At 41.0% G+C, this 13,328-nt stretch carries 10 protein-coding genes; all 10 read right to left on the bottom strand.

The genetic code is table 11. From position 1 onward, the window contains the following. Positions 1 to 807 (bottom strand): histidinol dehydrogenase (gene hisD, locus GX756_03790; GenBank protein ID NLC16981.1); only part of this gene is annotated, 807 nt, incomplete at its 3' end. Beyond that, the gene (locus GX756_03785) at positions 804 to 1,433 is read right to left on the bottom strand and encodes an ATP phosphoribosyltransferase (protein NLC16980.1); all 630 of its coding nucleotides are present in this window, start codon (positions 1,431 to 1,433) and stop codon (positions 804 to 806) included. The genes GX756_03785 and hisD, both read right to left, overlap by 4 nt. Further along, complete coding sequence (gene hisZ, locus GX756_03780; protein NLC16979.1) at positions 1,430 to 2,632, bottom strand: ATP phosphoribosyltransferase regulatory subunit; 1,203 nt, start codon at positions 2,630 to 2,632, stop codon at positions 1,430 to 1,432. Before hisZ ends, GX756_03785 begins: the two co-directional genes overlap by 4 nt. A gap of 123 nt (positions 2,633 to 2,755) precedes the next feature. Continuing rightward, positions 2,756 to 4,765 (bottom strand): ATP-dependent DNA helicase RecG, encoded by a 2,010-nt coding sequence (locus GX756_03775; protein NLC16978.1) that lies wholly within the window; start codon positions 4,763 to 4,765, stop codon positions 2,756 to 2,758. Positions 4,766 to 4,768: 3 nt separating this feature from the next. Beyond that, positions 4,769 to 5,458 (bottom strand): hemolysin III family protein, encoded by a 690-nt coding sequence (locus GX756_03770; protein ID NLC16977.1) that lies wholly within the window; start codon positions 5,456 to 5,458, stop codon positions 4,769 to 4,771. Positions 5,459 to 5,488: 30 nt separating this feature from the next. Then, positions 5,489 to 5,857, bottom strand: coding sequence for a DUF1667 domain-containing protein (locus GX756_03765; GenBank protein ID NLC16976.1), 369 nt, complete (start codon positions 5,855 to 5,857; stop codon positions 5,489 to 5,491). Next, entirely contained in the window at positions 5,854 to 7,098 is a 1,245-nt protein-coding gene (locus GX756_03760; GenBank protein NLC16975.1) for an FAD-dependent oxidoreductase, read from the bottom strand. Before GX756_03760 ends, GX756_03765 begins: the two co-directional genes overlap by 4 nt. Next, positions 7,082 to 8,530 (bottom strand): NAD(P)/FAD-dependent oxidoreductase, encoded by a 1,449-nt coding sequence (locus GX756_03755; protein ID NLC16974.1) that lies wholly within the window; start codon positions 8,528 to 8,530, stop codon positions 7,082 to 7,084. The genes GX756_03760 and GX756_03755 overlap by 17 nt, the downstream gene beginning before the upstream one ends. 148 nt (positions 8,531 to 8,678) lie before the next feature. Continuing rightward, positions 8,679 to 11,858 carry a hypothetical protein gene (locus GX756_03750; protein ID NLC16973.1) on the bottom strand — a complete coding sequence of 1,060 codons (3,180 nt, stop codon included), beginning with the start codon at positions 11,856 to 11,858 and terminating at the stop codon, positions 8,679 to 8,681. A gap of 196 nt (positions 11,859 to 12,054) precedes the next feature. Then, positions 12,055 to 13,326 (bottom strand): homoserine dehydrogenase, encoded by a 1,272-nt coding sequence (locus tag GX756_03745; protein NLC16972.1) that lies wholly within the window; start codon positions 13,324 to 13,326, stop codon positions 12,055 to 12,057. Positions 13,327 to 13,328: the final 2 nt, after the last annotated feature.

Here is a 13,328-nt window from a genome sequence, read left to right as displayed (position 1 = left end):
TTGACTATTGGTTATTAGATAGCTGGCCGCTTGAGGATCATGTTCGGCTTGGGACAGCATATCGCAAGCTATATAATCAGCCCTTGCGGTTTTGTCGGCTATAATCAATATCTCCGACGGGCCCGCGCGCATGTCTATGCCGACAGCTCCGTAAACTTCTTTTTTGGCCAATGTCACATAAATATTGCCCGGTCCCGCTATCACGTCCGCTTTGGGAATGGTTTCAGTGCCATAAGCTAAAGCGGCAATGGCCTGCGCGCCGCCTGCCTTAAAAATCCTGTCCACGCCGCATTCGGCCGCCGCGACCAAAATCAAAGGGTGAATCTTTTCTTTGGCGGGAGTTACCATAATTATTTGGCGGACGCCCGCCGATACCGCGGGAATAGCGCACATCAACACGGACGAAGGATAAGGCGCGATACCGCCCGGAACATAGATTCCTGCGTTTTCAACAGCCCTTACCATTAGGCCGCGTTTGTTAAGGTACGCGCTTTTTAAGATTTTTTTCATAATGTCGTCTTGATAGCTTGAAATATTTTTTATAGCAAGCCTCAATGACGACAATGTTCGGCTGTCAACATTTTGATAGGCTTCTTTAATTTCGGCTTCTGTGACTTCTATATTTGATTGGTTCAATTCCACGCCGTCGTATTCTTTGGTATATCTAAACAGCGCCTTATCGCCGTTTTCTTTTACATCGCGGACAATCTCGCGCACTTTTTGGGCGATATCGCCGTCCAAAACCAATTGCCGCGCTTTTTTGATTTCTTTTAGTTCGCTCTTGAAGTCGGTTACAATTTTAATCATAATCCACCTACCAATTGCTCCAAAGATTTTATCAACGGATTAATAATATCATATTTTGTCTTAAAGCTCACCTTATTGGCGATAAGTCTGGCGGATATGTCGGCGACTTCTTCCAAAACTTTTAGCCCGTTAGACCTTAAAGTCTCGCCGCTTTCAACAATATCCAAAATAACATCGCTCAAATCGGTAATGGGCGCAAGCTCTACGGAACCTTTTAGCTCTATTATATCGGGCGATATAAATTTGCTTACGAAATATTGCCTGGCTATATTCGGATACTTGGTCGCCACCCTCAAAGAATAGACATCGCGCATAACTTCTGGGCTTTTGCCGGCTATGCATAGTTTGCATTTTCCGATTTTTAAGTCCAATAGCTCGTAAATATCCTTGCCCTCTTCCATTATTGTATCTTTTCCGGCTATGCCTATGTCCGCGGTTCCCCGCTCCACATAGGTGGGCACATCTGCAGGCTTTACATATAAAAATCTGTATTCGTTGTTTTTGTCATACGCGATAAGCTTTCTGTCGTCCAAAGCCTCGTTTAAAGAAATACCGCATTTTTCTATTAATTCAAGCGCTTTTTCGCTAAGCCTTCCTTTAGGCAGCGCTATGGTTAACTTAATCATAATACGCTTTCCTTTTTGCCGTCTTTTGAGATAATAAGGTATTTTTTGATATTTTTATCCTTGCAGTATTTTATAAGCTCGGATTCGTTTTGGGTATAAGCTCGTTCTATCCAAAAGCCTTTTGACTTGTATTCCGAGACAATCTTAAAGGCTTGCGCTTCGCAGCCGTCCAAGACCATATATGCGTAATCCGACGATTTGGGCGGACCAAAGCCTTTTGTCTTTTCAATGGCGGTCATCAGCCTTTTTATGCCGATGGCGAAACCGACAGAAGGGTTATCCGCGCCAAAATACGCGCTCAAATTATCATATCTTCCCCCTTCCAATATAGCCGCGCCCACGCTGTCGGTCATGCCCCTAAAAATTATTCCCGAATAATAGCTAAGATGAGGCAACATTCCCAAATCAATTGAAACATATTTTGAATAGCCGCAATCATTGAGATATTCAAAAATCTCTTGAATGTTTTTTAGCGCGTTAGCTGATTTGGGGTTATTGGCAATCGCTTGGGCTCTTTTTAACACCTCAACGCCGCCAAACAAGTTTGGTATCGCCAAAATATTTTGCAAAACATCTTCTGCCAAATCTTTGGTTTGAAGTATTGTTTTGACGCCCGCCAAGTCTTTGTTGTTAATGCGCTCCCTTACTTTTTCTATGGTCGCTTGGTCCAGTCCGTATGAGGTCATTATACCCAAAAAATAATCCACTTGCCCTATTTCTATCTTGAAGTTGTCTAAACCGCACGCGATAAGGCATTCTATGGCCATTGCCAAGACCTCAGAATCCGCCAAACTGCCCTTAACGCCGATAAGCTCCACGCCGGCTTGGGCAAATTCCCTGGTCCGAGAGGTCTGGGTCTGGACATTGGAGTATTCATAAGAATTAAGAATATAAAACAATCTATTGACGCCTGGGGATAGTTTGGTCGCCGCTATTCTTGTTATCTGCAAGGTGGGGTCGGCTCTTAGCGCGAGCACGCGCCCGTCAAAGTCCATAAGCTTGAATACTTTTTCAAGGTGCGAGGAATTATTATTATAGTTGAATGTATCAATGTATTCAAAAGTAGGCGGCTCAATTTTTTGATATCCGCTTGATTGGAGCGTTTTGGCTATTTTTTGCTCTATTTTGCTTTTTATATAACACTCGTCAGGCAAATAATCCCAAACGCCTATTGGCAATAAACTTTTTTTATATGACATTACATCGTATTTCCTTAAAAAAATATTTCGCTTTAATGCTTTAACGCATTAATGCATTAGCGTAATTATATATAATATTTTAGATTTAGTCAAATAATTTATATGAAAAATTTATATATATTTTTAATTTAGGGTCACATTTTTTAATATTTGTTTATAATGATAGCCTAATGAGTCTATATATTCTAGGATACTATCCTTATTGCCTTGCTCCAAGATTTTGGCCGATAATTGTTTAGCTGAGTTTATCCATTCGGGCTTTATGGTCAAATTATTAAACACGCCTCCAAGGCCGTGTTGTCTTACGCCCAAAAAATCCCCCACGCCTCTTATATTCATATCATATTCGGCCAGATAAAAACCGTCATCGTTATTTTTAAAAACCGTAAGTCTTTCTAAGGATTCGGGGTTTTTGGTATTGGCAACCAAAAAGCAATAGCCTTTGGTTTTACCGCGCCCTACTCTTCCCCTTAATTGATGCAATTGGGAAAGGCCAAATCTATGCGCGTCAAAAATGACCATTATCGCGGCGGCGGGCACATCTATGCCGACTTCAATAACAGTTGTGGATACCAAAATATCAATCTTTTGGTCTTTGAAGGCTTGCATTATTTCGTCTTTTTGGCGTTCTTTTAGCTTCCCGTGTATAAACCCGACCTTAAGCCCATTGAGTTTTCTTTTTAGGATACCGTATAAAGACTCAACAGACAGATCGTCTATTTCCGTATTTTCTATTTTGGGCGCAACGATGTATGTTTGAACGCCTTCTTTGGCTTTTTTTATTATGTATTGATACATATCCCTAAGCTTTTTCTCGGGAACAAAATTGGTAATTACGCCCGCTCTTTGTTTTGGATTGGTCTTGATTTGACTTATGTCCAAATCGCCGTATAAAACCAAAGATAATGTCCTAGGAATAGGCGTCGCGGACAAAAGCAAAATATCTATAACGCCGCCCTTATCTTCCAAGGCTTTTCTTTGGGATACGCCAAACCTTTGTTGCTCGTCAATGACCTCCAGGGCTGGATTTTTAAAAGCCACGCTTTCTTGAAAAAGGCTATGAGTGCCGACAATTATCTGGGCGTTTGTTTTAATTTCTTCAAGCGCTTGTTCTTTTTCTCTTACGCTTAAGCCTGAGGATAAAAAAACAATATTAATTTCAGGAAACAAATCTTTTAGATTGATATAATGCTGGCGCGCCAAAATCTCGGTTGGGGCCATCATAATGCCTTGATAGCCGTTTAGAACCGCAAAATACAACGCCAAAAACGCGACTATGCTTTTGCCTGAGCCTACATCGCCTTGAAGCAATCTGTTCATTGCCTGAGGACGCAATAAATCCCCAAGAATTTCCCGCAAAGCCGTATTTTGGTCTTGGGTTAATTCAAATGGCAATTGTTTAATTTTTTGATTAATCTTATCCCGAACATCTTGATATTCAAACGGCCTAATTCTTTGGCCGTAATTTTTTTTCATCCAAAAAACAGATAAAGCTTTGGTCAATTCCTCTATCGCCACGGTTTTGGCGGCGATGTCTTTTTGCGCCAAATCCTTGGGAAAATGCAATATTTGATACGCTTGTTTTAAGTCAATCAGTCCCAACGCTTGACGGTCTTGAATGGGCAAGATTGATTTAATTTCTAACTTTTTCAACGCCAAAGATATCGCTTGTCTTAAAATATTATTTGGGATGCCTTTTATTGAATTGTATATTGTAATAATACCTTTTAGTTGTTTGGGCGCATGGGCAAGTTCCATAACGGGATTAAGGATTGTAAGCGTATTGCTGATAGATATTTGACCCAAAATTAGATATTCATCTTGTTTTATTGTTTTGGATAAATAAGGGCGGTTATAAAAAATAACCTTAAAATTAACGCCCGACAATGCGCATTTGCACGGTATTATTGTGTAATTAAAGCCTTTTCGCGCGTATTTGGTTACGGGCTTGTCGCATACTTTGGCTTTAAGCAACGCGTGTTCGCCGTTTTCGCATAAATCGGCGCTTATAAGCGTCGTATCAAAATATTTTTTGGGAAAAAAGGCGCAAAGATCTTTTATGTCATATATGCCCGCGTCGTTTAAAATCTTGAGCCTTTTTTCGCCCAACCCTTTTATATCAATAAGATTCATTTTTTAAATAACATAAAATAATATTGAAAAAAACTGCAAAATACTGCCGCCAAGTACAAAAAGATGCCATATGGCGTGCATATATTTTAGTTTTAATTTTTTGCCCAAAATGTAAATCACCGCGCCCAAAGTATATAACACTCCGCCTAATAGCAACAGCAAAAATCCGCCTGATTGAAGATTGCTCTTAAACAAAGGCACAATAGCGATGACTATGCACCAACCCATAATCAAATAGCAAATTAAATTAATCTTTTCGTATTTTTTTAGGTTGATAGAAGTCAATACCATAGACAGAATGGCTGCGCCCCATACAATCCCAAAAATCGTCCAGCCCCAGCCGTTGCTGTAATCCCTTAATGTCACCAAAGTATATGGCGTATAAGTTCCCGCTATCAACAGGCTGACTGAGCAATGGTCTATTATTCTTAACGCTTTTTTGGCTCGCCCCGGGGGCAACGCGTGATATAGCGTTGACATAGTGTATAAAATTATCAATGTCGCGCCGTAAACAGCGCAGCTTACCACTTTCCAAGCCCTTAACTCGTTAGATAAAGCGGCAAATACCACGCATATAACCAAAGCGGCGATTGACAGCGCGGCGCCCACGCAATGCCCTATCCAATTGAAAATCTCTTCGCCTTTGGTATATTTGGGCAAAGTAATTTTGGAAGTTTTGATTTGGTCTTGCATTTTTAAAATCTCCTTAATAAAATTATGTAATCAATCTCTAGCTATTTTAATATTTTGAACATTGGCGGTCGCGACCAAATCAACTTCTTCGTATATATTTTTATAAACAATATCGCCTATTTTTACGGGCGCTTGTATTGTTATTTGCGAGATTATTTTAAGCACTTTATCAACTTTTTCTTTAGGCACGGGCGCGCTGGTCTTGACGGGCAACACGGGTTTATCCCCGTTAATAATTTTTATAAGGGATGTTACAGTTCTTTTGGGCGCCAAAAACTCTTGCTTAGCAAAAAGCTCGCCCTTAGCGCAATTATTGCCCCAAACCATTATCTCGTCTTTTTGCTTCTTTATCTTGAGCTTGCAACTTAACGGACATTTTATACAAACATATTGGGTCATGTTCTTTCTCCTGATAATACTTCTATGTCCCCGTCTATATCCTTGCCGTTTAGAATTATGGGCTGCATCTCGCCATGTATCAAAATACCATAATTTTTATGATAGATTTCCCTGCCGCCGCATTTTACGCTTATAAACGCGGGTTTTAGGGCTTGTTTTACTCGGACATAAAGTTTAATCGGGTCTTTTGTCTTTTGGATGACGCAAGGCATAGTGTATTTGGTATAACCCGCGCTTTTGACCAAAAATTTGGGCTTATTATGATAAAAGCCGTCCATGGCATATCGCGCCGCGCCCAATCCTGCTATTTTTGCCTCGTCGGTAACTTGGTCCGCCAAGTCATGAACATACAAAACATTGCCGCACGCGTAGATGCCCTTAACGGATGTTTGGCAATATTGGTCAGTTACGGCCCCGCCGCTCGCGAAATTTATTACTACGCCCGCGTTTTGGGCTAGTTCGTTTTCGGGAACAAGCCCCGCCGACAGCACCAAAGTGTCGCACTCTACTATTCTTGATTGTTCATAGTTAATATTGCCGTATTGGTCCACGGGCGCGATTTTGACGGCTTGCAACCTTTCTTTGCCCAAAACCTCAATTACCTTGGTATTAAGCAGCATGGGGATATTAAGGTCATTGATGCATTCGGCAACATTGCGCGAAAGCCCCATATAATACGACCTGGACTCTACTACCATTATAACTTTGGCGCCTTCGTATGTAAACCGCCTTGCCATAATCAGCCCTAAGTCATATGTGCCCATTATGACTATATTTTTGCCCACAAGCTTTCCATAAAGTTTTAAAAGCCGCTGCGCCGTGCCTGCGGTGAATATGCCGCTTGGGCGCGCGCCGCCTATTTCAAGGGCGCCTCGCGGTTTTTCTCGGCATCCCATTGCCAAAACAATGGCGCCGGCTTGAATTTCCACAAGACCTAAGTTTTGGCTTATAGCGGTAACCAAAAGATTGCTATCTACGCTTAACACATAAGTGTCGTTAAACACTTCAATATCGCCATGCAAATCCTGCGCAATCTTTTGGGCGTATTCCGGGCCGGTAAGCTCTTCTTTAAATAATTTTTGACCAAAACCGACATGAATACACTGGTTTAATATCCCGCCTAGCTCTTTTTCCCTCTCTAGTATAATAACTTTTTTTGCGCCGTAACATCTTGCCTCTTTAGCGGCTTCAATGCCCGCCGGCCCTCCGCCGATTACGCAAACATCAGCTTTTCTTATCATAGCCTTCGCCCCGAATATCGCTAGAAATTATGTAAGAATTGCCGCCAAATTTAGTTATATCTTGCATTTTTATATTTAACTCTTTTGACATTATTTCTAAAATCTTAGGCATGCAAAAAGACCCTTGGCATCTTCCCATGGTCGCCCTTGTGCGCCTTTTTACGCCGTCAACCGTCGTAGCGCCCCGCCTTATCGCTTCGGCTATCTCGGCTTCCGTTATGACTTCGCAGCGGCATATTACGTTGGAATATCTTTTGTCCTTTTTGATAAGCTCTACTTTTTGCTGGTTGGACGCTGACTTGAAGTTTATTATTCTTTGTCTTTTGGTTACAAAAGACTTTTTCTTTTTGAAGCCGTATTTTTGGCAAATTTCCCGACATAAATATCTGGCTATGGCGGGCGCGCCCGTAAGTCCCGGGGAACAAATGCCCGCAGCGTTATAAAAATTGGGGATAGCCTCTCCAATGACAAAATCTTGGACGCTGGGTATGGCCCTAAGCCCAGAAAATATGCTAATCTGACGGTTATAAGGCAAATCTTTCATGGTTTTGGCGGCCGCCGCTTTTATCGCCCGCATGCCTTCTAAAGTAACCGATTTGTCGGATTTATCCTCTATGTCTTGCGCCGACGGGCCAATAAAAAAATTGCCGTCCACGGTAGGCGAAACTAAAACGCCCTTACCCATTTTGGTGGGCACCTGGAAAACAGGGCGGTTTACGGGAGAAGGACGGTCAAAAATAATATATTCGCCTCTTCGGGCGGTTATTGAAAAACTGTTGTCGCCTACCAATGAGGCGATTTTGTCGGCATAAACTCCCGCGCAGTTTATAATGCTTCGCGCTTTGATTTTGTCGCCTTTTGAAGAAAAAACCTCAAAATATTGTTCTTTATCGGAATGTATAATCTTAATATCGTCCACGCAAAACTGAAATAAATACTCCGCGCCGTTGGCTTTGGATATTTCCATAAGTGCCACATTTAGCTCGTAAGGGTTGATTATTCCCGCTGTGGGCGTCCACAACGCCGCGATAACGCCTTGATTGATGTTGGATTCTAGCTTATATATCTTGTCTTTTTTGATAATCTTTATTTCCTTAAGGCCGTTATTAATGCCTCTTGTTTTTAAAATTTCTATTTTGTTGATTTCTTCTTGACTAAAGGCCAAAACCAAAGACCCGCAACGCTTATAAGGAACATCCAAGTCTTGACATATCTGGTCAAACATCAGATTGCCTTCAACATTAAAACGGGCCATTAATGTCCCAGTTTCGCAGTCATGTCCCGCGTGCAAGATTCCGCTGTTCGCGCCTGTCGCCGCCATCGCGACATCTATATTTTGTTCTAAAACGGCAAGCTTTATATCATACTCGGCTAATTCTTTGGCGATTGAACATCCGATTACCCCTGCTCCGATTATTGCAATGTCATACATAGCGCACCTGTATAGTCTTTAGTATAAATTACATTATATCACATCTTAACAGTCTTAGTCTAAACTCGCAGTTAGAAGTTTTGGTCACAATTATAAAAAAGGGCTGAAAAAATCCAGCCCTTTATAGTTTTTGTTTTGAGTTTTAAAATTAGCTTTCTTTTATTTTTCTGAACCTGAAGAAATATACTCCAACGCCGACGATTAATACTACAGCGGTTATAATCAATACCGTTGACAGTATCTGATAATTGAACGGGGTTTTTCCTTCGCCTGTCACGGTTATTTTAAACTCTTTGGTGTAAACATTGCCCGCTTCGTCTTTTACCGTGTATGTCAAAGTATAAGTTCCTGCGTCTTTAAGAGTATAATATTCTTGGTTTTTGTCATCGCGGTCAACCGATATGGCGTTGCCGTTAGTCCCGTATAATGTTCTGGTTATTGTCAAGTCTTCGGCTTTGGTAACATTATCCGAAACATTATCCTTATTAAGCTCTTTGACATATAGTTTGTCGTTTTGCTTGAACTTGGTCGCCGAAGGCTCTATCTTGGAAACATCAATGATTGTCGGCTTAATTAAATCGCCTACCTTGATAGTCAAAGTGTATGTCGCCGTATTAGCCGCGTCCTGAATCGTATAGGTAATAGTATATGTTCCGTCAACGCGGGGAACAAAGCCTTCTTTGCCATCCTTGGTTTCCAAATGCACTACTTGACCGTTATTGTCAACAACCTTTACGCTGTATTCTTTGAGCGTTCCCTTATCTATAATGGATACTTCGGGAATAATAATGAACGCGTCGGGGTTATTGTCTTTGTCATATTTTTTGCTGTAAGAAGGAACTTCGCCCAACAGCTTAAATTCGGGGGATTTGGTATCCACGCATGTGAAGGTGGCTTTCATCTCTTCGCCATTTTCGGTAGTTAAACTTATTGTAAATTGACCTATTGCTTTGGGCGTAAAGACATTGCCCATAATCTCATATGCGGGACCTTTGATTTCTCTTGTTATATATTTGTTGCCTTCGCGGTCTTCCAATGGCAAGGTGAAAGGCTCTCCAAACTCCAATTCCGAAGGAATGGTAGCGGCGCTAGAAAGCGCGTAAACGCTGCCGCCGCCGTTTGAGCTAGAGGAGCCTGCCGCAGTTGACTTTTCAACATCAAATGTAACAGTCGCAAGAGTGGAAGCTCCGCTTATATTGAACGCTCTAATTGTTAGCGAATGTCTGCCTTCTTTTTGAACTTCAAATGAGATTTTTTCTAATACAAGCTCCCATTTGTTCGTTCCTTCATTAAATTGAACTTTGCTTTTTACCGTTGTGTTGAGCTTTTGGCCTACGCCTTCGTAATCTGTTTCGTCAATGGTTTTTTTACCGGGTTCTCTTACAATTACTTCATAGCCTATAAAGTCATACTCCTCTGAAGCCGACTCTATTGTTATATTGGCAACGGTAACAACTTTAGAATCCGCGTCATTGTAGAAAATAGTTCTTTGAACCAAATCGCCTTCATCGTCAATAAACAACGATGTTTCGGGATTATCGGCGTCTACCCATTTTGAATCCGCCTTAAATGCAGGCGCGTTGGTATCAATAACCTCAGAGTAAACATCAACCGTATAAGTCAAAGAATCTACTTCGTTTCCGTCCTTGTCTAGCGCTTTGTTGCCTAAGCTGTCTTGGACTTTGACGGTTATTTTTATTTGACCAGCTGTCTCAGGTATAAAATAATCTTTATCTTCAAAGTCAAATTCTATGGTTTCATCGTCTTCATTTATAAATTCATATGTTTCCTCAAGGATAACCTTAGAGGTTTTGTCGTAAGGGATTAGGGCGGGTTTTTTAAATTTGTCGCCCGACATTATATATTGAGGAATATTGGTTACTTGAAGCAACGGATGATCGGTGTCTTTTAGTTCTTCTTTAATTTGAATGGATATAGCTTTGTAAGAAGAATTTTTTAACTTTCCGTTGGCGTCTCGATCTCTTGCCGTGAAAGTTAAAGTAAATGTGCCGGTTTTGACAGTTAATACATTAAAATTAAGATAATAGTTATCGTCGTCTTCGTCTATAAATTCTTCTTTATAAAGTGGTGAGGATTGGTTTTCTTCTTTTGAGTCATATATAAATTGGCCCGAAGAGTTTTTTACCGAGAAATAAAGCGCAATATCTTCTTGCGGGGTAACATTGTCCCATACTTCAGGTTTGGGCACGACCAAAAAGCGCGCGTCGCCTGTCAGTTTGCCTGAAGCGTTTTCAACATTAATTGCCCAAGAATCGGGTATTTTATCTTCGTTTAGCTCAATTACAGGCGCGCGGGTGTCCGAAATATTAATGATATAAGTTGATTCCACGGTATTGCCGCTATCGTCTGTGGCTGCATATATTACATTGTAAGGGCCAGATTTCCAAGGATAGAATGACCTATTATTGTCATTATCAAAAACCACCTCTTCCGTTCCCAAAACCAAGTTTTTGGGGTCGGAATCGTCCACTTCCAAAACATTTTGGCCGTCGCTGTCTTTTACAGTAATAGTAATTTTTACTTTTTCGTCTTTGTTGTCAGTAGCTGTCGCTTTGGGAAGGGTTAATTTGACTCTTTGAGGAGCTGAGTTGGGAATGCCCGAAATTTTTAACTCGGGCTTTTCGGTGTCTTCAAAACCTTCTTGAACATTGACTATAAAGTCGGTTGACTTTACGACAGCGTTATTATTGGTAGAAGCCTTATATCTAACAATATAACTGCCCGAAGTATTGGTCTTGTCGCCGCTATAAGTCAAATAATCGTCTTCTGTCGCGGTCAAAACAGTATTGTTGCCTTCTGGGTCGGTTACGATATATTCTATATCATAATTGAGTTCGTCTGTTTTTTCTTGGTCAATTTTGCCGTCTTCGTCATAGACGACCATTGAGGCCTTTGGTATTTTGATGTCCGAGCCTGTATTTATGTATGTGGGGATTTCGGCGCCGTTATAAGGAATTAAAATAACCGCGTCATCTACGGCGACATTTATTTTGAAGCCTTCGTAAAAAACACCACCGTCCGCGGCGTAAACATTAACGTTATAATATCCTGCTTTCGTAGGGGTAAATTTGCTATCGGTTAATTCAATGTCGTTACCCAAGGGGTCCTTGACTCTTACAACGCAATTTTGCAGGGAGCCCAAATCTATTTCTTGCCCTACCGCTCCCTCTTTGGGTAATTTGCCTATGGTAACGGGTTGTATTATGCCGGTGTCGGCAGCTAATACCGTCATCAAATTTCCCGATAATAGCGCCAAACTCATTATCAAAATCAAAAATGATATAATAAGTCTGCGTAATTTTCTCATGTTGTAATCTCCTTAATTACAGCCAAAGCGTCTTTTTAGTTTAACAGATAAAATATACATTAATTAAATTCATTTGTCAAACTAAAACTCTTAACTTGTCCATATTTTGCCATGATTGTTCCCAAATATTTTTTTAATTTGGTTTGCTTTTATTACCTTATTATTTTACTTTTTTTGGCAAAATATGTAAATTATCTTAATCTAGCACTCTTATAACGCTTTCTATGCTATCAACAACCTTTAATCTTTCCAGCTCTTTTAACGCCTTTTTCATAGACAATTCCGAAGTTTTGTGGGTCAAGAACACAACCCTTGCGAACTCTTTATGTTTGCCTTTTTGTATTACGCTGTCAATGCTAACTTGGTTGCTGCCCAATACCGCCGCCGTTTGCGCCAAAACTCCGGGTTTGTCCGCGCAATTTAGCACCATATAATACTTGGACTTAAAATCAGTGACCAGCTTAATGTCGTTTAGTTCCCTATCAAATTTTATATAACGGGGTTTGTCTTGATGGGCGCAATAAATTATATCGCTTACAATGGCGCTGCCCGTGGGCAAATCGCCCGCGCCTCTTCCATAAAGCATTATCTCGCCCACATAATTGCCGACTAAATATACGGCGTTAAAAGAATCCCTTACATTTGCCAAAGGATGCTTTTCGGGCACGAATGTTGGGTGAACCCTAACTTCCAAAGAATTGTTATATAGTCTAGCTATCGCCAATAATTTGATTGTGTAGCCTAATTCTTTGCCGCTTTGGATGTCCGTCTTGGTTATCTTGGTAATGCCTTCCCTATAAATGCTCTCAAGCGGGATTTGCTTTCTAAAAGCCAAGGTTGACAAAATATTGAGTTTATACATAGCGTCGTAGCCTTCCACGTCGCTTGTGGGGTCGGCCTCGGCATAGCCAAGCTTTTGCGCCTCGGCCAAGGCGTCGGCATAGCTCATATTTTCTTCGCTCATTTTGGTCAAAATATAGTTGGTTGTTCCGTTAAAAATGCCGGCTATTTCAATTATATTGTTTGCTTGCATGCCCTCTACGATAGACCTTATAATTGGCACGCCGCCCAAACAACTAGCTTCAAAATATAGGCCCTTGTTATGTTTTTGGGCGATTTGTTCTAATTCGCGCCAATGTTTTGAAATAAGTTCTTTGTTTGCGGTGACCACATGTTTGCCTGAGATAAGACACCTTTCAATAAAAGATTTTGCGGGCTCTATCCCGCCTATAACCTCCACTACAATGTCTATCTCGGGATTGGAAGTTATATCGTCTATGCTGGCGGCGATTTTGTCTTTGGGCACGCCTTTTTGTATGGCGATTTGAGGCGATTTTTCCAAAACTTTGACAACTTGCAAATCAAGGTTTTCTTTGCGCAAAATGCTTTCATGGTTTTGCGTCAAAATCCGATAAGCGCCTCCGCCTACTGTTCCAAGCCCCAAAATGCCTATGCTGACTTTTTTCATAA

The organism is Clostridiales bacterium, from assembly GCA_012512255.1.
Taxonomy (GTDB): domain Bacteria; phylum Bacillota; class Clostridia; order Christensenellales; family DUVY01; genus DUVY01.
The sequence above is the reverse complement of the archived record's forward strand: the minus strand, read 5'-3'. Positions and strand labels throughout refer to the sequence as shown.